The sequence below is a fragment of the Citrobacter braakii genome, from assembly GCF_002075345.1.
In the GTDB taxonomy this organism is placed as follows: Bacteria; Pseudomonadota; Gammaproteobacteria; order Enterobacterales; family Enterobacteriaceae; genus Citrobacter; species Citrobacter braakii.
In genome coordinates this window covers 98,876-121,049 of sequence record NZ_NAEW01000005.1, presented here as the reverse complement: position 1 = coordinate 121,049, position 22,174 = coordinate 98,876, and the positions used below count along the sequence as shown (strand labels likewise).

Here is a 22,174-nt window from a genome sequence, read left to right as displayed (position 1 = left end):
TGGAGTTCAGACATTAATTTTCAACGACCAGCGACGTCGCCCGATGTAATTTTTCCGTAATAACCGTTTCTGTTACCCGCTTAATATCCGCATCATTGAAGAAGGCGGTGACATACACGACCGGCATGGCAACGGCAGGTAAATTGATCGTCGATACCACCAGTTCAATATCGTCCGTCAGGACGGAGGGCAAGCTGCCTGCCGACACCACTCCGACGATGGTCCAGTCCGGAAAGGCGCGCAGAATGCGGCTTTTGAGTAAGTGAGAGGTGCCGATACCGGTTGAGCAGACCAGCAGCACACGTTTACGCGCTATCTGACGCTCCATCGCGGCCTGAAAATGCACGGTTAAATATCCCACCTCATCATCCGACACGGCCCGTTCGCCCCAGCCGCTAAACACCCGATTCACCGCGCACTGTGTCAAACGCCAGACGTCCTGCAACTCGCCTTTAATGTCCTCCAGCAGCGGATTACGAATGCGGATCTGGTAGTTCAGGCGGTTAATCAGCGGCTTAATATGAATCAGCAATCCGTCATACAGCGCAGTGTCCTGGCTAAGATCGCAGTCAACCATTTCGGCGAAGGTGGCAATCAGCCGATGGGTAATCAAGCGTGCTTCGTCGCTGGAGTGCATATGGCCAATTACGCTCACATCGTTATGCTCTTCAATCACCATACCGGAGGAGATAATATATTGATAAATAAACCAGACTTCGTCTTCCGGCAGCGGGTGGGCAATGCGTTTTTCGATATGCTGAATCATGCGACTGGCAATGGAAAAAATGTTCTCATCACATGACGTGATGCTTTCTTCTTTTCTCGGCAGCGCATTGCCCCGCGTAATGCGGTACATCATGATCAGAATATGAGTAAAGATATTGACGTAATAAGGCTCGCCCAGCGACCAGCACAGATCGTTCTCCATTTCCTGCAACAGCGTCTGGACAAATAAAACGTCTTCTTCGCCAAAGTAATGCACTAACGCTCTATAACTGCCCGGATCAAGTCGTGAATAAATCACGCTTCCAGGCTCATTATGGTTAATCACACCGTTAATCAGCGACGCCATCGCCTGGCGCACCCCGCTCTCGCTGCCTTCAATGTGTGTGCCGCTCTGGCTGCGAATCAGCGACAGACCCAGCGGGGTAATCCACGATTCAATCACTTTCAGATCGTTAACAATCGATGCACTACTAATAAAATAACGTTCGGATAATTTATTGATCGATGTTTCATGCGGCGTTTCACTTAATAATTGCGAGGCTATCTTAACCCGCCGTGAATTATTCATCATGCCGTCAGCATCATCACCCTCCGACCCTAATAACTGATCCAGATATAAAAGGTCAGTAATGTTATCGGCACTTAATATCACGCCCGCACCGGCACGTTTATCGATGGATATTTTCCATTCCGATAACCATTGTTCCAGTAACCGCAGATCGCGCTGGACGGTTTTCTCTGAAACAGATAAATACTCGGCAATTTTTAGCAGCGTAACATATTCCTTCCGGGACAGAAGAAACCTTAATAATCTGTTTTGTCGCGAGGTAATCATTTGCATTATTTACCCTTATTACATACCAGATTAAATATCTATACCCGTCATACTTCAAGCTGCATGTGCGTTGGCTTTCCTCGCTCACCCCTGTCACGTACTTATGTACGCTCAGGGGATTCGCTGCGTCGCCGCCTTCCTGCAACTCGAATTATTTAGGTTATAAAGAAGCGTTTATGCTCCACGTGTAATCCGTGATGATAAATATAAGAGGACTACGATGCGCCAACAATACTAAATCGTGTCCTGTATTCCGGACAGAAATAAGACAAAAAGAGGAAATAGTGAGATATTTACGGCGCAGATCACATTTTTCGCGGGAATTAGAGTGATAGCGCTCGCAAATATGGTGAGGTAAAAATTTAAGTCGGGATGTTTTTGATTTTCAGTTCTGGAACGCTGCTCGCGGCGTGGGCCGGATAAGACGCATCCGGCACCACGTTCAGATTCGCTTACAGGGCTATCGTCAGCACATCTTCATCCGGCGTGACAACCGTTCCCCACTCGCTGCCCGCAGATGAACCGCCCTTCACACCGCTAACCTGTGGAATATTACGCAGACACAACGTCCAGTTACGTGCCTCACCATTCCCTTTCACAGTGATGGTATTACCTACACGCGTCGCCTTCAGCGTGAAGATAACCGAGCCGTCAGCAGCCGGAACTTCACAGAGTGCTTCCCGGCCCTCCTGCAGATGGAACAGTTGGAACGCTGTCCCTTCGTGCCAGGCGTAGTCCGGCTTCTGGTTATTGCTACCCAACGCCAGCAGGGTATTGTCACGCACATAAACCGGCAGACTCAGGAAGTCATGCTGCTGCTTATGCCAGCGGCTACCAGACACCTCATCATTACGCCACAGATGCGTCCAGCGTCCTTCCGGCAGATAGAACTGCACATCGCCCGCCTCGCTAAACACCGGCGCGACCATCACGCTATCGCCCAGCATGTACTGGCGGTCGAGATAATCACACGCCGGATCGTCCGGGAACTCCAGCATCATCGCGCGCATCATCGGGGTGCCTTGCGCATTAGCACGCGCTGCTTCGCGATACAGGTACGGCATCATGCGGCATTTCTGTTCGGTGAAGTAGCGCACCACATCGCAGGATTCGTCATCGTACGCCCATGGCACACGGTAGGATTTACTGCCATGCAGGCGGCTGTGGCTGGAGAGCAGCCCAAACGCACACCAGCGCTTGTAGACGTGCGCCGGAGCGGTATTCTCAAAGCCGCCGATATCGTGGCTCCAAAAGCCAAAGCCGGACAGGCCAATAGACAAGCCACCGCGCAGGCTTTCCGCCATCGATTCATAGTTGGCGTAGCAGTCACCGCCCCAGTGCACCGGAAACTTCTGCGCGCCCACCGAAGCTGAACGAGCAAACAGGACAGCCTCTTCTTCACCGACGGTTTCTTTCAGCACGTTCCACACCAGTTCGTTGTAGATGTACGCATAATGGTTGTGCATCTTCTGCGGATAGGCACCGTCAAACCACTGAACGTCAGTAGGAATGCGTTCACCAAAGTCGGTTTTGAAGCAGTCTACGCCGATATCCACCAGACCTTTCAGCTTGTTGGCATACCACTCGCAGGCTTGTGGATTAGTGAAGTCATAAATCGCCAGGCCCGGCTGCCATTTATCCCATTGCCACAGGGAACCGTCCGGCCGCTTGAGCAGATACCCTTTCGCTTTCAGTTCATTGAACAGCGGGGATTTCTGACCGATGTAGGGGTTTATCCATACGCACACCTTCAGCCCTTTCTCTTTCAGGCGGCGGATCATACCTTCCGGATCCGGGAAGGTCACCGGGTCCCACTCAAAGTCGCACCACTGGAAGGCCTTCATCCAGAAACAGTCGAAGTGAAAGACGTGCAGCGGCAGATTGCGCTCGGCCATGCCGTCGATAAAGCTGTTCACCGTCGCTTCGTCGTAATTGGTGGTGAATGACGTGGTCAGCCACAGACCGAACGACCAGGCTGGCGGCAACGCCGGACGGCCGGTAAAGCGGGTATAGCGATCCAGCACCGCCTTCGGCGTTGGGCCGTCGATGACGAAATATTCCAGATACTCGCTTTCAACGCTGAACTGCACTTTCGACACTTTCTCAGAGCCGATTTCAAACGACACGCACTGCGGATGGTTCACCAGCACGCCGTAGCCGCGGTTGGTGAGATAAAACGGGATGTTCTTGTAAGACTGCTCGGTACTGGTGCCCCCATCGCGGTTCCAGGTTTCCACCGTCTGGCCGTTACGTACCAACGCGGTAAAACGCTCGCCCAGCCCGTACACCGTTTCCCCCACGCCCAAATCCAGACGCTCAAACATATAATTACGCCCGCTGTGGGTATCCTGCACGTAACCGCTATTCTTTAGCTGACTGCCGGTAATACGTTCACCATTACGCAGGAACTCCAGCGACCAGAACTCGCCTTTGGTCACCCGAACGCTCAGATTGCCGCTCTTCAGTTCGGCAAATTCAGCGGTGTTTCGCATCTCAACATTGACGTCCTGCAACACATTCAACGGGTAATGTGGGCCGGTATCCAGCGCGCCCTGGAAGTGCTCCATACGTACCCCCACCACCCCTTCCTGCGGCGAGAAAAAGCGTAACGTGAAGAGTGGGGTATCCAGTTGCCAGGTACGTTCACGCACGTCGCGCGGCGCAACGTAGACAATCATCTCATTACCCTGCTGTTCAACGTCGAACACCTGAATTGGGTGTATTAAATTCAGGCCAGGTTGGGTCAGCCAGTTACCATCGCTAATTTTCATCGTCAGTTCCTTAGTTCTGTAATTCTTTCGTCGTGAAATCCTGCTGGTTGCGGCGCGCGCCCTGAGCCAACTGACTCATAATTTCCGTCAGATACGGCGTTTTCAGGGTATAGAAGCGTTTGGCAATCACGGCACTCAGCAGGTAACAAATCGCCGGGACAATGGTGAACAGGGCGATGATGATGCTAATGGTGGCGCTGTTCTGGGTTTTCGCGGCGGCGTCGTAGCCACCGCCCGCCAGCATCCAGCCGATCAGCGCCCCGCCGAGCGCCAGACCCAGCTTGAGCACGAACAACGTGCCCGCAAAGCTGATCCCCGTCAGGCGTTTACCGTTGCACCATTCGCCGTAATCAACGGTGTCGGACATCATTACCCACTGGATTGGCGTAACGAGCTGGTGCAGTACACCAATGACAAAAATAAAGATAAACATGGTGATGCTGGCGTGCATCGGCACAAAGAACATCGCCAGGCTCGCCACCGCCAGCGCAGCGTTGGTCCACCAGAAGACGCTGACTTTGCATTTCCAGTCGGTCAGCGGTTTTGCCAGCGCAGAGCCGATCAGGTTGCCGACGCAATAGGCGGTGAGAAAGGCGACAAACACCTCCGGCTTACCCAAAATCCAGGTGACGTAATACATCATCGCGCCGCCACGAACGCAGACGGCCAGAATATTGAGGATGGTCAGCAGGCCGACGATGCGCCATTGGTCGTTTTGCCAGATGTCGCGCAGGTCTTCACGCATAGAGGTGGTGCTCGGCGGCGCTTCCACGCGTTCTTTGGTAGTGAAGAAGCAGAACGCCAGCATCAGGAACGCCACCACGGAGAGCACCGCAATCCCACCTTGAAAGCCGAACGCTTTATCCTCGCCACCAATCAGATTCACCAGCGGCATCATCAGCACGGTGGAGAGCATGCCGCCCGCCGTCGCCAGCACAAAGCGCCATGATTGCAGGGAGATACGCTGCGTTGGGTCATTAGTGATCACGCCGCCCAGCGCGCAGTAGGGAATATTGACCACGGTATAAAGCAGGGTCAGCAGCGTGTAGGTGATTGCGGCATAAATCATTTTGCCGTTCAGGCTGAGATCCGGCGTGCTATAGGCCAGCACGCAAACCAGACCAAACGGAAGTGCGCCAAACAGCACCCATGGTCGGAATTTCCCCCAGCGCGAACGGGTACGGTCAGCCAGCAACCCCATACAAGGGTCTGAGATGGCATCCAGCGCGCGGGCCAGTAAGAACATGGTGCCGACAAATCCGGCTGGGATACCAAAAATATCGGTATAGAAGAACATCATATATAACATGACGTTATCGAAGATAATGTGGCTAGCCGCATCGCCCATTCCGTAGCCAATCTTCTCTTTAACAGACAGAATTTCACTTTTCATTACGCATCCTTGTTAGCACTTTCACACGCCCTGATACCGGTTACAGTTCTTGTAAACCATCCCTGTGAGCGCGGGTATTCCGATATCTCGTTATCAAATTACGATTCTTGTTTTCTGTGATCAGCGTAGCGTCTAAAAATGTGTCTAAGTGTAAGTAATGGATTTTGCGGGGATTTATTTGAAACTGGTCATGGTATAGAGAAACGGAAGTTAAAAAAGTGAGTGAGGGGGTGTGGAAACCTTTGGAAGTAGCTATAATGCGCCCCGCCTCCATGTAGCAATCGAGGCGCGGAAGATCGTCATCTCCGGTGAGGTGGCTGGACTTCAAATCCAGTTGGGGACGCCAGCGTTCCCGGGCAGGTTCGACTCCTGTGATCTTCCGCCAAAGTTCCTCAAGTAAGATCTTCTTAAATCACATCTCTTTTTAGCTTTCTTTATCCTGTGTTGTTCTCTGGCATACTACGTTGATTGTAGCGTTATTAGTCAGGTAACAACGGAGGCTACATGACAGATATGCCACCCCCCACAATCCCTATATTCAGCTATTGCCAATAGAGAGAATTTAAGTATAGAATAAATCTGCAACATTCGGGTGAACTTCGCCTGTTGCTGCTCTTTAAAATGTCACTTTAGAGAAGGTATCGATGCCGAAAGGCGATCCCTTTGGGATCATGACCGGTCATGCGGATATATTGAAAGTTTATGTGCGTTCGGAAGATTGCATCATAATCTATGCAAAATATAGCCGACAGTTGTCTGGCGTATAAGGTTAGGAGTTGTCAGGTCGACAATATTACCTTCATATAAGTTATCTCGGTCTGGCGGCGTAATTTTGCGTCTAAAATCGAGAAATCAACTATGTTTAGTATCTCTTTAAACATGCAAGTGACATTCAAAAAAACGAAGAGCTCAATTTCAGAGAAAATAGATAGTCCTGAAGTTGATATGCAAGTCGACCAAAACAAAAAAAGCAGCCCCAAGACTACGTCAGTGGATTGGTGGAAGCTTGTCAAAGTTACGTATTATCTCTCGCGATTCACTGCGTGGATAGTGACTCTGATTAACTCCTAACCTTTTTTACGTCTCCTCTACAATCGGTATTGCTATGGACAAGCCTTATTACCCTTTCCGCCCAATATCTTCAATAGCTATTCTTGCAAAAACGTTAGGTATCCATGAAAAAATGCTGCTTAATTTAGCAAACAAAGTGGATGATTCTTATACAGAGTTCTTAATTAACGTAAAGGGCAAAGATCGGACTGTGTATGAACCCAAACACGACCTAAAAAAATTACAGAAAAGAATAAATCATAGAATTTTTGAGAAGGTGCAATATCCCGTTTATCTTCAGGGAGGCATAAAAGATCCTTCAAACAAAAGAGACTATGTTGAGAATGCAAAAATTCATTGTGAACGCGATCCTAACATAATTATAAGTATAGATATAAAGTCCTTTTATGACAACATAAAATCAGATTATGTATTTAATGTATATAAAAATTTTTTTATCTTCCCTGATGAAGTTTCTGAAATATTAACAAAATTAACAACCTTCAAAAACAAAGTTCCTCAAGGTGCTTGTACATCTTCATATTTGGCTAATTTAATTTTCTTTAATACTGAATATAGTTTAGTCTCAAAATTTAGAAGTACAGGGATTTGTTATACAAGACTACTTGATGACGTAACTCTCAGCTCAAATAAATTTTTATCTGAAGAAAAAATTTCCTCATCGATTAAAGATGTGGTTGCAATGTTTAGAAAGTACAAACTTAAACATAATAATAAAAAAACTAAAGTTGAGTGTCAAAAAAATGCAAAAAATAGTTTCAAAATAACTGGATTATGGGTTGGTCATTCAAAACCTAAAACAACTCGTCATGATAGAAGATATATTAGATTACTAGTTAAAATTTGTGAAAATAAATTTAAAGATGATAAATACTCTCTTGAATACCACACATTCTGGAACAAAACATCTGGATTGGTTGCAAAATTATCACGCTTAGAACAATCTAATCATGTGAGTCTTCGAGAAAGGATGAGTATGATTCTTCCTCTTTATGATGACAAAGAAAAAGATAAAATAATTCGTGAGTGCAAGGCAATTCTTAAATTTAACAATAAAGTAGCTTTTACTATTGGCCAAGTTGAAACCATCAATAAGGTGATAGGAAAGTTAGGTATATTAGCCAGAAATAATAAGTCTCTTAGCAAGATTTGGCGTAGTCGTATTCGCAAACACTGTCAATCTCTACCATCAAAAAGGAGTATGTGGTTATGAGTGATATTAAAAATAAGGCTTATGGAATTGTTAAAACCTTTGACTCCTTTAAAGGCTATGGATTTATTACTCGTGAAAAAGGAAAAGATGTGTTTTTCTTTTATGGTGAAATAACTCATGAGGATAAATATCTTACTCCAGGGGATAAAGTATCTTTCGAATTAAGAATGATGGATAAAGGTCCAAGGGCATTTGCAATTCAGAAAGTTTAGAGAACAATTATCCTTTAGGTTCTATTCCCTTTTTTAGTAAGGCCTCCCTCGCCAGTTCTTTCAACCAACTGGCGAGACTTACCCCTTCTTCTGCCGCCACAGCATCCAACTGTTCCTTCAATGCCGGATCAATACGCATCTTAAACTGCGGAGATTGCCCGCCGCCTTTTGGTTTTTTTTCGCGCGATATGATTGACATAGGGCCACCTATCCAACTATCTTAATCATATAGGAGGCCACCTAAAAGCCTTCTACACTAGCAACGCCTCGTTGTGCGGGAACACAACCGGAGCGTCTAACCTCACCAACTATCAAGGAGTTGATTATGGCTGATTCGCATTCTACCCCAGACACCGACCAAACCGGAACCGAGCGTTCGGTAATTGTGGGATATCGCCCGAATATTTTCGACAAATCCACACCCAAAATTATTCTTTCTGGCAAGTGGCTACGCGAAGCGGGGTTTGATACCGGCCAACAGATTACCGTAAAAGTGATGAATGGCTGTATCGTCCTGATGGTCTATGGCGAGCAGGAGCAACGCCTGCAGGATGAGCTGAAAGAGGCAAATCAGAAGCTGAACAGAATTGAGAGCACACTGGCTACTCTCCAGTGAAGTACGACTGAGCCTGTAAGCGTTAATTACAGATTTACCAGATGCCGGATGGCGCTAACGCTTATCCGACCTCCCCCCCACAAAAAATAAAGCCGCCGATCGGTTAATCAGCGGCTTTTTGTCACCTGCAGTTACGTCAGAAGTTATATTTCACGCCCAGCATACCGCGGGTATCGCTGTAGCCTTTGTCACCAACCTGTTGGGCCACGTTGCTCCACACGTTGAGGCGCGGAGTGATTTGACCTTCAACACCGACTTTCAGCTCGCCAATGTTCTTGGTGCCACGCATGTCGTTGCTCACATCATCCATCTTCACGCGAGTCGTCTGCGTGTTGTGGATCCAGTTGGCTTCAACAAACGGCTGGAACTCACGAGATTTACCGTCGTCGATGGCGTTGTGACCGTTGATAAAGGCTTTTACCCCCAGACGGGTCATCAGGTTGCCATCGGTGTTGTCCTTCACGCGGGTGCCGTTCGCTTCGCGGTGGCTGTCGGCCTGCACGTCCATCCACACCACCTGAGCTTTCGGTTGCAGCCAATAGCTGTTGCGCTCGTTTTCACCCAGTTTGAAGCTGTAACCGGCTTCAACAGAAGCGGTGATCCCGCTGGATTTATATTTCTCCGTCGCCTGCTCCTGACCCATCACCTTGTTATCAAACCAGTTGTACAGCATCCAGGTGTCTACATAAGTGCCGGTCTTGTCAGCGTCATTGGCATACCAGGTGCCGTACAGTCCCACGCTGTAACCGGTGACCTGACCACGTGAATGGTAGCCGGTCAGACTGGACTGCGTACGGTTCTGGCTGTTGGCATAACCAGCCATCGCGCCGAGGTGCCAGCGGTCGAGGCCGTCGCTGCTCCACTGCGCCAGGTCACCGCCTAACTGCAGGACATAGCTGTTGCTTTGGGTTTTCAACTGTCCGCTACCGTCTTTGAAGCGGGTATGTGCCCCGACGTTACGCATCCACAGACTGGTGACTTTTTTCTCGCCCGTCAGCATATCGACGTACTGCGTTTCCCCCAGACGATCGTGGAGTCGGGTCATGAACAGCGTGTTAGCAGCGTAGTTGTTCGCCAGATAACTGCCTGCTTCCGGGCGGTACTGCTGCTCAGTGACAGGGGGCGCAACAGGTTCTTCCGGCTCAGGGATAATCGGGTCGACAGGATCGACCGGGTCCGGGTCAACAGGACCTGGGTCAATAGGGTCAACCGGGTCCGGGTCAACGGGATCTGGGTCAATAGGGTCAACCGGGTCCGGATCGACGGGGTCCGGCTCTTCCGGATCCGGCGGAGCAGGAATAAAGCTGGTCAGATACCAGTTGCTGCCCTTTTGCACCACGTTATAGTCGTACGCACCGGCAACAATACGGCCCGCTTTCTCAAAAGTACCGTCAGAATTACCGGCCACTTCGATGATCTCAATACCTTCAATGGTTTGCGCCCCGGTTCCGCCAATATTGTTCACTGCCACAAATGCGTTACCCGCGGTGTTGCCGAGCACTTTCAGCTTGTCGGTTTCAGAGGCATCGTCATTCAGGACGGTATTGAAAACGAGTTTTCCGCCGTTGCCGGTAAAATCTTCATTGATAGTAAGCGTCTGCCACGGTTCGCCGTCAGCATGCCCAAAGTTCACCACTGACCCGCCGTTCAGCGTCAGGTCGGTGAGCGTTGAGCTGTTAGTCATGTTCCAGGTCGCATCGCTCATTTGCAGCGAGATAACCCCCGTCCCGGCAGTGGCGCTGGTGACGTATGACGCCCCACTCCACAACGAGTTGTCGGTCATATTGAGTTTGATGGTACTGTTTTGCTGCGGCTGGGTGTTGTTTGCGGCAATAGCACCGGCTGCGTGAAGATCGCCGTCGATAAGGAAACGCCCGCCAGCAGAACCGTCGACGATGCCGCCCGTTTCTGTACTGATGGCATAGCTTTCATTGCTGTGATTGCCCGCCATAGCAATAGTAGCGCCGCCACCGAGATTTACCGTGCCGCGTGAAATCGCATACAGGCCGCGTGGGGCCTTGCTGAATGAGTAAACTTTATCGATGCTGTTAACACGAATCGTCGCATTATCACCCAGATTCACCGTCGCATTATAGGAATAGACCGCATGGGCGCTGGCTCCGCTCACCGAAATAGTGGCGTTATTGCCCAGTTCCGTTTTGGAAGATGAGGCGGCGTAGACCCCTATTGAGGAAGTGCCCGATGTCTCGATGGTGGCGTCATTGCCAAGGCGGATTGAGGACCCGCTCTGTCCGGAGCGGATTCCCTCTGAGCTGTTACCGGTAGTCACAATGTGGGCACGATCGCCGACAATAATCGTATTTTTGGCAAGCGTTGCGTCTCTAAACGCGTTGGCGGTGATGCCACGTCCCTGGTTACCGGTGGTTTGAATATACAGATCGTCGCCGACGTAGATGTTTGCTGAGCCTATCCCACCCTGACCGATGGCGTTGTATCCGGCGTTAATACCATCACCATCCTGGCCGTCCACATAAATACTGGTGCGATCCCCGGTGATAATAAAGACTGGATTATCCGGCGTATTAGCCCCGTGCGTGCGGATACCGTCAACATCTTTACCATTATTAGCGGCATTCTTTGACTGTGTGCGAATCGTAAGGTCGTCACCGAAAATAACGCCCGGGCTACCCGTCGCGCTGTTCTGAATAACGGTAATGGTGTGTTCGAAGGCTTCTCCTCCTGGCCCATTCAGCGTTAATCCATGACCATAAACGGGAATGGTACCGGCACTCCACTGATAAACATAATTCGGCGTTTCGCTGTTTTTTTTGAAACTGTCATTCGTCTGTGCAGGAAATAAAGCCTGCAACTCCGGCGAAAGACTGCTCACCATTCCACTGGCAGGAAGACTATCAATATCAATCCAAGCCGCGTGGGTTGAAAATACCATTGACGTTAACGCGGTTGATACCGCTATCGCAATGCGTGAGTAATGCTTAGGTTTTCTCATAATAGCCTCCTGCTTTCGGGCGTAGGGCGTCCACCACATCGCAAAGATGTGAAAATAGTAAAAATCAAAAATACGTTATAAAATATTCGACAGTATTTGATGAATGCTATGGCCTAATTTATCTTCAAGCCTGAGCTTGTAGACATATATTTTCTTAATATCTATATTATCTATTTTGGTAATTTGCTGAATACTTTTTCCTGACACAAATCGCTTCAGTAATATCATTTCTGTATAGTTGAGTGTGCGTCCGCGTTTACTGTTCGCAAGGTGGCCGGTAAATAATCGGCGAATTTTCTGATGCTGAACTTCATCATCATCATCGGAATATATAATCCCTTGTATTTTATTGCTTTTCGACAGCCAGTAGTTGGCTAACGGCGCGAGATTCCTATCCGCTATCAACACAATATACATACCGCTGTAGGCCAGCCGGTCAACCCATTGCGGGTCGGCGAACAGGCGCAGGTTTGGGAAGGAAAAGTCCACAAAAATAAACCCACGCGACAAATGATTTTGATTATTAAGGAGAAGTTTTTCAATAATTCCTTTTTGCAGAAAACTATTTCCCTCTGGCCAGATCGCAAAAGTGGCTCGGTGACAGTAGTTGGCGCGTACCACAGTATCCGGAAATAATTGACAGGATAATTCACAGCTTATGCAACGAACACTCTGTGATGGTGACCTCTTCATCAAAAATGACTCCTGTTATTTTTCCATAAATATTTCATTGGTAAATAAATGTGTCAATCCAACACGTGTGACATTCCTTGTCAGTTAATAACAGTGACACCTAAAAAATGTAATAAACTCCTGATATGTTATTATGTATAGGCTATAAGTAATGCGATTGCGCTAAGCTTTTTTCTGCTTTATCTCAGAATAACAGTCTGGGTATTAGGAATTTTATGCATAAATCCAAATCCCAGAATAAAAATTAAAAAAGCACTATTTGCTAAAAATTAACCAATGAAAGGGGCTCTTATTAATTACACAATCCTGATAACTCAATCCCCCTTGAAGTGCTGTTGATAAATATAATGAGAATTCAGATAAAACTGTAATGAATTCTCATTATTTAACATTAGTTAATACTCACCTAAGAATTTACACATGTAACACATTGTATTTAAAGTATTTTTAATCCTTAAGCGGAATTCTTATCTTCGATCACGTACAAAGAGTGAGGCATATTCACGATTTGGATGTAAAATTTAAGGTATGTGTAGGCACACGCGGTGATACGTTATAGTTACTGAGGGCTGGGCAATTGTACCTTATCAATCAGTTGGTCGAATTTAATCCTGACAGCAAAAGTCTGGTCAATCGTCAGACCGGGCGCGCAATACAACTTCAGCTCCCAGCTTCGCTTTGCTTTCTCTATTTAATTACTCACGCAAGTGACATTGTTTCGCAGAACACATTGATAAAAGTGGGTTGGGGTGAGAGAAATAATGTGACCACAACCAACACATTTTACCAGGCTATTCTGACGCTACGTAACGCGCTGGCGGATGTGGGTCTGCCACGTGATACGGTGAAAACTATTTCACGACGCGGACTCAGATTAAATGGAAATACGCAGGTAGAGGCGATAACGCATCCTCAGAGTGAAGTTTTCCAGCAACCGCTAATAGAGGAATACGCGCCCCCAAAGATAATTCCTCCCGCGGCACAACAAACGACGCGGGTCCCCTGGTGGAATATTATATTTAGCGCTGGCATCGTTATTGCCACCTTGTTTATCTGGCTGGTGTGGTATCAGACACGTCCTGTTATGCCGTTTAGTAAATTCATTTCTGTTTCTATGCAGGTCCCATCTCGGCAAAACTGTAAAATTTATTACTCACTGAATGATCACGATCAGGAAAATTATTTCAATCTGATGCAACTGCACCCTTCTCTCTGTGAAAACAACAAGCATGTTTTCCTTTCCGGCTACCGTAAAGCGGAGAGGATCGTAGCATTTGTTTGTGATAAAGATGCACGGGTAGATGCGTACGCGTTTTGTACTACCCATTATTACTGGATGCGCGGGCAATGAAAAAAATACACCACCTTATTTTAATCGTAATCGGCGTGGCGACATTGCTCGGCTCAGGCGGATGGCTATGGCATTCACGCTATGCCGAAAAGCAGCTAAATTGCGTTGGAAATGTCGAATGGAATATTGGCAGCAACCGCTTTGCAGGTACGGTTTCATTTCGGATGTACAAAGATGCAGGGCTAGCGACCATTACCGGAAAACTGTACGGACGTAATACCTCAGACATTAGCAGGAACATCTATTTCAGTTATACCCGGCAGCACGAAGCCCGAGTGCTACAGGCAATGCAGGTGGTCAAAACCTTCGCTGATAGCGCCGATGAAGCTGATATTAACAACACATTACCCGGATTTTACCGTCAAAGCGGGCGAAACCTGAGCCTGGTTATGGAGGAGTATAAGGGCGCATGGATTTTTGCCAGCTCAAATGTCCCCTCGCTGTATTGCCGCAAAAGGTAACGTCATATCCGGATACAAAAAGCACGCCCCCTTCAATAGAATTCATATTTGCCATCATCGACTTACGCGACATGGGTCACTGAATCCACTCATATCCCATTGCTATTCTTCATCCCGAATCAGGAAACATCCTGAATACCACGATATCCATTGCGTAATAATTAAGCGAAATGGGCGTTTTATTTTGCCCAGAAGACTTCAACCTACGGATGGATATTTGGAGAAGACGTGGACAGGGGCGTTTATCTCTCTCGCGAGCAATGTCTGAGCGTTCAGGCGTTATCTCATTTCAGGAAACGGTGTGTTTCCGGTGTATTTTTGGCGTACATATGAGGGATACGTAATGTTTACTTTTAAAAAGTGCCTGATTGCACTTTCTATAAATTTGGCCGTTGTTTCATCAGGTTTTGCTTGTACGACCCTATTGGTCGGTAATGAAGCATCAGCGGACGGCTCCATGCTGGTAGCCCGTAGCGCTGACAGTGATGCCCTGAAAGCGCAGCATTTTGTCATTCATCCGGCCAAGCAGAATCAGACCGGGGTATACAGCACCAAAGCACATAATGGCGCGAATGACTTTACCTGGCCGCTACCCAAAAACTCTCTGCGTTATACCACCGTTCCAAACTGGAAAACCCAACTGCACGGCGCGACCGGATTTAACGAATTGGGCGTTGGCGTGAGCGGTACAGAATCTATTTTTGCCTCAGCAAAAGCGCTGGCTGCCGACCCCTATGTCGAGGATAAAGGGATCACCGAAGATGATATCCCGGATATTCTGTTGTCCCAGAGCAAAACCGCGCGTGAAGCCGTGGCGCTACTGGGTCATATCGTTGAGACCGTCGGCGCTGGGGAAGGTTTTGGCGTGGCCGTCGTCGACGATAACGAAATCTGGTACCTGGAAACCGGCAGCGGTCACCAGTGGATGGCGCAGCGCCTGCCGAATAACCAGTATTTTGCCACCGGTAATCAGGGCCGCTTACAGGATTACGACCCTAAAAACCCGGACATGATGGCGTCAAAAAACCTGATTCAATTTGCGACCGAAAAAGGTCTGTACGAACCGGCAAAAGATGGCAAATTCAACTTCTCCAAAGCCTATACCCGTGATGATGAGCGTGACCGCACGTATAACGATCCTCGCGTATGGACCATCCAGAAAGAGTTCAATCCTTCCGTAAATCAGGATATGGCCAAAGGGCGCGAATTCCCGGTGTTCATGACACCAGAGAAGAAGATGACGCTGGATGATGTGAAGGCCGTGCTGCGTAACCATTACGAAGGCACCAGCCATGACCCGTACACCAACGGTCTGAATGGCAAAGAGCCATGGCGTCCGGTTAGCGTCTTCCGCACCTATGAAGCACACGTGATGCAGGTCCGTCCGTGGTTGCCAAAAGAGATTGGTGAAACGACCTACATTGGTCTGGGTATGGCCGACCTCACCGCGTTTGTTCCGTACTACAGCGGCCTGAAAGCGTATCCGGCAAACTATACGATGGGTACCGATAAAGCGGACGATCAGTCCATTTACTGGAAATACCGTAAGTTACAGACGCTGACGATGACCGATTATCCGAAGCTCGCGCCAATCGTCAAAAAAGCCTACAAAGCATGGGAAGATAAAGTGGCGAAGGAGCAAAAAGAGGTCGAAGCAAAATATCTGAAGATGGCGAAAACCGATAAACCTGCCGCAGATAAGATGCTGAATGACTTCAACTTGCGCATCATGGCCGATGCCGAGAAGCTGACGGAAGATCTGACTAATCAGCTCTTTACCATCCGCACTAAAGACATTCAGTCTGATATCTTCTTTGCAAACGCTGCGAAAAAAGACTGAGTAACGACACGATGACATGCTGGCGCAAAGTAAGCTTCAAAACTTTGCGCCAGTAGTACGGTTTACATTTCCTTCCGCGGCAGTTGATCGAGAGCCAGACTTCTTAGATGCAAGTTGGCCCAGCAAGCTGCCTGTGTTCGGTTATTCACAGATATCTTTTTAAAGATATTATAAATATGCGTTCTCACTGTATTTTCACTAATAAAAAATGCGTTAGCAATTTCTACATTAGACGCACCTTTCGACAACTCAGTTAAAATTTCATATTCTCTTTCGGTTAAAATGCCGTAGTTATTATCTGATGGCGTGAGGTTTACATACTCTGGCAGCGGTGACAGTGAGCGTGGTGGACGGGAGGTTTTTAGCCCCTCTTTAAGGAGTTCTAACAAATATTCTGTAGAGCAATTATTTGGTACGATCGACTCAAAATTTGGCCATAGCATGCTCTCATAGAGTGGGAGCGACCGCAGGCAGTTAATAATATAAACGCGCAAACTATATGCGCTGTCATTGAGTAATTTTGACCAGACATTTTTTAATTTACGGCTTGATGCCTGTATATCATAGAGGATGATACTTCCCTCAACGATAAATGACATGTCTGGTCTGCTAATGTTAACAAAATCAACCAAGATATCGTTTTGCTTATTGAGATAATCCAGCAAGAGTTGCGTCTGTATTGATTGGTTGCTAATGAGTATTATCTTACTGTCCATGTTAAGCATATGTAGCCTTCATTCAAATGATGATTGACAATATTCCTTATCGTTATTGCATGCCAAGCCAATAACAAGTCACTACTTAAGATTAAAGATAATCTGATTGAATTATAAGAATTTAGCTAATTGTGCAATTCGATCATTCGCTTTTTCCGAGCGCAGGATTCGATTTTTCTTTATAGCACTTAAAGAATTATCACAATACAAACATAACATATTGTATTCCAAGTATTTTTATTTGACCTTTGAGTAAAGGACTATCTTACTCACAATCTGCTTATAGATAATAATAATTCATTAATACTCATAGTTAATGATCATTATTAATATTATAGGATGAGTGAAATACGTCCAATCTACGATGTACAACAATAATTTATCTAACATAATTGATAGCGGGCGACAGCCTTACAGGGCGCAAGAAAAAAGGAGCCCAGACAATGTTACTGATAATAGGGACGATCTATCTCTAAATGAGGAGCGCATTATGAGTAAACTATCCATTATAAGTTTAATTAGCTGTGCCATCGCAATTCCTTCCGCTATGGCAGATGTTGGACATGGCCCCAACATGGATCAAAAAGGCGTTGTTAATTTTTCCGGTCATGTCTATTCCAATTCGTGCATAATTGAAGCCGGTGATAAAGATAAACAGGTAAAATTAAACCCAGTTCTCAATACATTAGTTAGCAAATTACATGCAACGCAACTCCAGCAATTCAGTATTAAAGTGAAGGGTTGTTATATTAATGAAAAAATAGTTCCCAAATTAGCCTGGAATGTTAATTCCCCTCTAACTCACGATGGATATCTCAAAAATACGACAAGGGGTGGAGCCCAAAACGTAGCGCTAGTCCTTAAGGATAATCGTGAAAAAAATATTAACCTGAGTAATAAGAATGACCGATTTGAACCTGAGAAAGATTATCTCCTACATGGCAATGATAGCCCGACTTTAACTTATAAATTCAGCGTGGGTTACATTATACCACGTGAAAATAGTGGTTCATCATATGTTCAACCGGGACCGGTAAGCGCTCAGGCAAACTATAGCATTACTTATCTCTAAATACACAATGCTATAGCTGCCTTGCGCTATAGCATTTATTTTAATAGAGGCTTCATGAAAATTTTCATTTATTTATTAGCTCTATTTGCTCTCTCTACCGCACATGCAAATAATATCATTGTCAATGGCACCCGATTTATTTACTCTGAAGATTCCGCAGAGATCACGATACAAATGACGAATACGGGAAACTATCCATCGTTGGCCCAGGTATGGTTGGATGAGGGAAATCCAGAAAAGTTACCGGAAGAAATTTCCACTCCATTTATTATTTCTCCACCCATTGCCCGTGTTGACGCAGGCAATGGGCAATCACTCAGAATAAAAAAAGCCGTTGATAAAAATATTGTCGCCACCGACCGTGAGTCTATGTGGTGGCTTAACATACTGGATATTCCTTCCGTGGATAAGAATAGCGTCACGGACAATTCAGCTGTGCTCAATTTAGCCATTCGCTCACGCTTTAAATTTTTCTGGCGACCCAGTGGGTTAGGTGACCGTCAAAACGCGGAAAATAAGATAAAAATTATTGCTAACCAACGTGACATAACGCTGGTAAACCCCACCCCCTTCTTCATCACGGTTGCGGATATTGTGACGTCATCAGGCCATGGACTCATAAACGAAGGGGTCATGGTCGCCCCGAAAAGCAGAACGACTATCAATGCAAAACAACAAGTCAGCCAGGGTGAATCGGTTGTTTTACAAGCAATCAGCGATTACGGCGGAATTGTGGAACACAAAACAACCATTAATTAATAAAAAGGGATAAAAGGAATTAGTAATGGGTTTATGTAAAAGGATCCTCACCATACCCTGTTTCATTATTTTTCATGGTTCATTATTTTCCGTTGGAGCTCACGCAGAAGACAGCACTCGCTACGAGTTCGATAACGCCATCTTAATGGGCAATGCTTCACTTAACGATTTGCAGTCCTTTAATGCCGCAGGCTTATTGCCCGGGACATATATCGTAGATATTTATATTAATGATAACTGGCGTGGACGTCGTGAACTATTATTCAAAAAAGATAATCACGGCGATTTAGTTAGCTGTTATTCAGAAGCATTTCTCAAAGGCGTGGGCATTAACCCAGAAAAAATGAATCAAACGCTGGCAGCTCACCCTTCACGCTGCGGCAGCATTGCCGATTGGGACACCAGCGGGAAAGCAACGGAGAGACTCAACACCAGCCAGCTTGAGCTGCGCATCACCATCCCGCAGGCTTATGTTGATAATATCGAAAACAATTATGTCCAACCTGAACTCTGGCAACCAGGAGTACCGGCGATTAATTTCAGCTATAACGCCGATTACTACAGCAGCCAGCAACGTGGTAACGATCGTTCAAGTACGGACAGCGCCTGGGTGGGGATGGATATACGAAGCTCTGCTGGAGGGTGGCTAATTGAACATTTTGGTAGCCAAAATTGGGACAGCAAAATAGGTAGCCATTACGCCAATAATCGCACGACGCTAAAACGGCCCATCACTCGTTGGAAATCCATGTTAAGCGCTGGCAAGTTCTATACTGACAGCCAGATGTTCGACAGTATGGCTATTCTCGGAGTGGGATTGGCTTCTGAGGATTTAATGCGCCCGGATAGCACGCTGAACTGGGCGCCGATTATTCGCGGCGTAGCTGAGACCAACGCCCGTATTACCGTTACCCAGGATGGTCAAACCATTCATCAGTCCTCGGTTCCGGCTGGGCCATTCTCGATTGATTCCGTGTTGCCCGCGAATACTGGCGGCGAGTTGCTGGTCACGATTCAGGAATCAGACGGGCGTATCCGCCGCTTTACCGTTCCATACTCTTCGGTACCACAGCTACTAAAACCCGGCATTTCGCGCTATGGCATCACTCTCGGCACCGTCGATGAAGATAATTATGATGAAGATCCGTTTTTAGCCCAGGCCTACTGGCAGTATGGCCTGAACAACTATTTAACGTTGTATACCGGGGCCTCTGGATTCGAGCGCTATCAGTCAGCCCTCATCGGTAGCGGTCTGAACACCCAACTCGGCGCATTCGCCCTTGATATCACCCAATCGCGCCTGAAGCTTGAGGACAATCGTCAACAAGGACAGCTGTATCGTCTGACATGGAATAGCACCCTACCCTGGTCGGCAACCGCGCTCTGGCTGGAAGCAAAATACAGTTCACATCACTTTTACGGTCAACGCGATGCGCTGGATGCCCTGGATGCACAGGCATTCGTCAGCCAATATTTCTCGTCACGCGAGAAGCAGTCGTTTAGCGCCAGTATTAATCAGCCGTTATCCGATACCTGGGGATCATTCTATTTATCCGGCTCTCTTAAGAAGTTCTGGGATCAGCAGGATAATTATCGCCAGTATGCCGTGGGATACACCAATGCCTGGGGCAACCTGACCTGGAGTATATCCGCCCAGCGTTTCTGGAATGAGGATCAACAGGGTTCGGTCATCAAAGATGACCAAATCATGCTCTCATTCAGCTATTTCCTGCCCCGGGATAACGCCGGTTTTACGCAGATCTCCTCTGATAGCTACAGCAATAACGGCAAAGCCAGCAATACACGCCTCGGCTTCACGACCTCGACTGATGAGGAAAACAATATCGTTTGGGGGGTCAATACCGGCTATCTCCGCGGCGGTAGTGTGGAATGGGGAGCAAACGGCATGGTGCGTACGCCTTATACCTCGCTGAACGGGACGTGGAGTCAGAGTAACTCATGGCACCAGGTAAGCGGTGGAATGAGTGGCATGCTGGTTGGGCACGCGGGGGGAATAACCTTCTCGCCAGAGCGCTCAGATACCGTCGCGCTGGTCTATGCGCCTGATGCGCATGGCGCTCATCTTGAAGGCGTACCTGGAACCCGCTTCGATAAAAATGGCTACGCCATTCTGCCCTGGCTTCGTCCGTGGCGCGTGAATGACGTTACTATCGATCCAAAAGGTTCAACTGAAGGTCTGAACTTTACCAAAACTCAGGCCAAGGTTGCGCCTTACGAAGGTAATGTCATTCCAGTCACCTTTGAAACGACGCTCAGAAAACAGAACATTATTTATCCCCGCCTGCAGGGTCAGCAGAGAATGCCATTCGGTGCCATCATCCGCGACAATGCCAATAATCATGTCGGCTACGTCGGACAAGGCGGTGCGCTTTATATTGATGAAACCACCTCACCAGAAGTGTTCGTTTCACTGGAAACAGGGAAATGCACGATCGTGTTAAAAAACCAGGAGGCCACATGTCGGTAATACGTACCGCTTTAATTCTGGGCTGTGCCTTGGGCATTCATCAGACAGCCAGTGCTGCATGTACCCTGACCACACAAAAGTTTATTTTGTCGCCGGAAATCGTTAACGATAAGCAATCAATCCAGTCAGGGGGAGTTATTCAGACGCGCACGCTTTCGCTACAGAATATTCAGGCGTCAGGCTGTACTGACAACCACCCTTTTTCCGCACAGATTATTGGCGATCGGTCCGCAATGAAACAACCCGGTATTATACGCAGCAATGTGAGTGGGATTGGCATTAAAGTCACCCTGGAAACCTCAACCGGACAAACGATCCAGTGGCCATCAACTTTCAGAGCGACGGCAGATGAATTCAGGAACAGCAAAATAAAGATTGAGCTGATCAAACTGGATGATCAGCTTGCGGCAGGAGCCGCTGCGGGTTCCATCAACCTGCAAATCAGAAGTGAGGCTCAATCGTTGCCCGTGGTGGATATCATTGTGCCGGCAAAATATATCACGATGCTCAACCGGTCATGTGCAATCAAAGGCAACCGCTCGATCAACGTCAAACTGCCCGATATAGCACTTGAGCAATTCAGAGGCTATGGAAGCACTGCGGGAAGAAAACCATTTACTATCGACCTTCTCTGTAAAAGTGATTTTACGACGCCTTCCCGGGTTATTCTAAGCTGGAGCGACACAGAGAATGGTCACCGCAGTATTATCGGTGTACTAAAGAATATCCACCCCAAAGGCGCTGCTGGCATCGGCATTCAGGTGTTAGATCAACAACAACAGCCTGTTAAATTCAATACACCTTCATATATCAATTTAGCGCCTCAAGATAAAGGTAATCATTCCATCCCGTTTTATGCTCAGTATTATCAAACAGCTAACAATGTCAGTCCCGGCATTGTACGTTCAGTTTTGTATTTCAATGCTGAGTACCAATAATTAATCCTAATTTAGGCGTACTGCGAGGTCTTTGCTCCACGCAAGTGG

At 47.3% G+C, this 22,174-nt stretch carries 17 protein-coding genes and 1 tRNA gene; 11 read left to right on the top strand and 7 right to left on the bottom strand.

What is annotated here, in order from left to right; genetic code table 11:
* Window positions 1-13: 13 nt before the first annotated feature.
* The 3 genes from BZK42_RS12680 to BZK42_RS12670 form a co-directional block, all read right to left on the bottom strand.
* Window positions 14-1,567, bottom strand: a complete 1,554-nt coding sequence (locus BZK42_RS12680) for a BglG family transcription antiterminator (protein ID WP_080859268.1) — start codon at window positions 1,565-1,567, stop codon at window positions 14-16.
* Between the two features lie 446 nt (window positions 1,568-2,013).
* A complete protein-coding gene (gene yicI / locus BZK42_RS12675) occupies window positions 2,014-4,332 on the bottom strand; it encodes an alpha-xylosidase (RefSeq protein WP_080859267.1) in 2,319 nt (772 codons plus the stop codon).
* 10 nt (window positions 4,333-4,342) lie between these two features.
* Complete coding sequence (locus tag BZK42_RS12670) at window positions 4,343-5,725, bottom strand: glycoside-pentoside-hexuronide family transporter (RefSeq protein WP_016155017.1); 1,383 nt, start codon at window positions 5,723-5,725, stop codon at window positions 4,343-4,345.
* A 290-nt stretch (window positions 5,726-6,015) separates the two neighbouring features.
* Between BZK42_RS12670 and BZK42_RS12665 the strand changes: the two genes are divergently transcribed.
* The 3 genes from BZK42_RS12665 to BZK42_RS12650 all read left to right on the top strand — a co-directional run bounded on the left by BZK42_RS12665 (window position 6,016) and on the right by BZK42_RS12650 (window position 8,221).
* Window positions 6,016-6,110: transfer RNA gene (locus tag BZK42_RS12665), tRNA-Sec, on the top strand.
* 720 nt (window positions 6,111-6,830) lie between these two features.
* Window positions 6,831-8,009, top strand: coding sequence for a reverse transcriptase family protein (locus BZK42_RS12655; RefSeq protein WP_080859265.1), 1,179 nt, complete (start codon window positions 6,831-6,833; stop codon window positions 8,007-8,009).
* Window positions 8,006-8,221: a retron Se72 family effector protein gene (locus BZK42_RS12650; protein WP_080859264.1), complete on the top strand. Its 216-nt coding sequence runs from the start codon at window positions 8,006-8,008 to the stop codon at window positions 8,219-8,221. Before BZK42_RS12655 ends, BZK42_RS12650 begins: the two co-directional genes overlap by 4 nt.
* A 7-nt stretch (window positions 8,222-8,228) precedes the next feature.
* On the opposite strand, the gene BZK42_RS12645 is transcribed toward BZK42_RS12650, so the two are convergent.
* Window positions 8,229-8,420, bottom strand: a complete 192-nt coding sequence (locus BZK42_RS12645) for a toxin-antitoxin system HicB family antitoxin (protein ID WP_080859263.1) — start codon at window positions 8,418-8,420, stop codon at window positions 8,229-8,231.
* A 126-nt stretch (window positions 8,421-8,546) separates the two neighbouring features.
* Here BZK42_RS12645 and BZK42_RS12640 point away from each other — a divergent pair, with 126 nt between their 5' ends.
* Window positions 8,547-8,837, top strand: coding sequence for a SymE family type I addiction module toxin (locus BZK42_RS12640; RefSeq protein WP_080859262.1), 291 nt, complete (start codon window positions 8,547-8,549; stop codon window positions 8,835-8,837).
* A 136-nt stretch (window positions 8,838-8,973) separates the two neighbouring features.
* On the opposite strand, the gene misL is transcribed toward BZK42_RS12640, so the two are convergent.
* On the bottom strand, window positions 8,974-11,808 hold the full coding sequence (gene misL, locus BZK42_RS12635) for an intestinal colonization autotransporter adhesin MisL (protein WP_080859261.1): 2,835 nt from the start codon (window positions 11,806-11,808) through the stop codon (window positions 8,974-8,976).
* A gap of 75 nt (window positions 11,809-11,883) precedes the next feature.
* The gene (locus tag BZK42_RS12630) at window positions 11,884-12,501 is read right to left on the bottom strand and encodes a helix-turn-helix transcriptional regulator (RefSeq protein ID WP_016157783.1); all 618 of its coding nucleotides are present in this window, start codon (window positions 12,499-12,501) and stop codon (window positions 11,884-11,886) included.
* Window positions 12,502-13,078: 577 nt separating this feature from the next.
* Between BZK42_RS12630 and BZK42_RS12625 the strand changes: the two genes are divergently transcribed.
* The 3 genes from BZK42_RS12625 to BZK42_RS12615 all read left to right on the top strand — a co-directional run bounded on the left by BZK42_RS12625 (window position 13,079) and on the right by BZK42_RS12615 (window position 16,153).
* Window positions 13,079-13,852, top strand: coding sequence for a winged helix-turn-helix domain-containing protein (locus BZK42_RS12625; protein ID WP_080859260.1), 774 nt, complete (start codon window positions 13,079-13,081; stop codon window positions 13,850-13,852).
* A complete protein-coding gene (locus BZK42_RS12620) occupies window positions 13,849-14,313 on the top strand; it encodes a hypothetical protein (RefSeq protein ID WP_016155024.1) in 465 nt (154 codons plus the stop codon). The genes BZK42_RS12625 and BZK42_RS12620 overlap by 4 nt, the downstream gene beginning before the upstream one ends.
* Before the next feature lie 343 nt (window positions 14,314-14,656).
* Window positions 14,657-16,153 (top strand): C69 family dipeptidase, encoded by a 1,497-nt coding sequence (locus tag BZK42_RS12615; protein WP_016155025.1) that lies wholly within the window; start codon window positions 14,657-14,659, stop codon window positions 16,151-16,153.
* 62 nt (window positions 16,154-16,215) lie between these two features.
* Here the strand turns inward: BZK42_RS12615 and BZK42_RS12610 are convergent, their stop codons facing one another.
* Window positions 16,216-16,878, bottom strand: a complete 663-nt coding sequence (locus tag BZK42_RS12610) for a LuxR C-terminal-related transcriptional regulator (protein ID WP_016157786.1) — start codon at window positions 16,876-16,878, stop codon at window positions 16,216-16,218.
* Window positions 16,879-17,359: 481 nt separating this feature from the next.
* Here BZK42_RS12610 and BZK42_RS12605 point away from each other — a divergent pair, with 481 nt between their 5' ends.
* Genes BZK42_RS12605 through BZK42_RS12590 form a run of 4 tightly spaced genes read left to right on the top strand, consistent with a single transcriptional unit; the run spans window position 17,360 to window position 22,126 of the window.
* A complete protein-coding gene (locus BZK42_RS12605; protein WP_080859259.1) occupies window positions 17,360-17,941 on the top strand; it encodes a fimbrial protein in 582 nt (193 codons plus the stop codon).
* A gap of 54 nt (window positions 17,942-17,995) precedes the next feature.
* On the top strand, window positions 17,996-18,700 hold the full coding sequence (locus BZK42_RS12600) for a fimbrial biogenesis chaperone (RefSeq protein ID WP_049282831.1): 705 nt from the start codon (window positions 17,996-17,998) through the stop codon (window positions 18,698-18,700).
* 25 nt (window positions 18,701-18,725) lie between these two features.
* Window positions 18,726-21,188 (top strand): fimbria/pilus outer membrane usher protein, encoded by a 2,463-nt coding sequence (locus BZK42_RS12595; RefSeq protein WP_080859258.1) that lies wholly within the window; start codon window positions 18,726-18,728, stop codon window positions 21,186-21,188.
* The gene (locus tag BZK42_RS12590) at window positions 21,179-22,126 is read left to right on the top strand and encodes a fimbrial protein (protein WP_080859257.1); all 948 of its coding nucleotides are present in this window, start codon (window positions 21,179-21,181) and stop codon (window positions 22,124-22,126) included. The genes BZK42_RS12595 and BZK42_RS12590 overlap by 10 nt, the downstream gene beginning before the upstream one ends.
* Window positions 22,127-22,174: the final 48 nt, after the last annotated feature.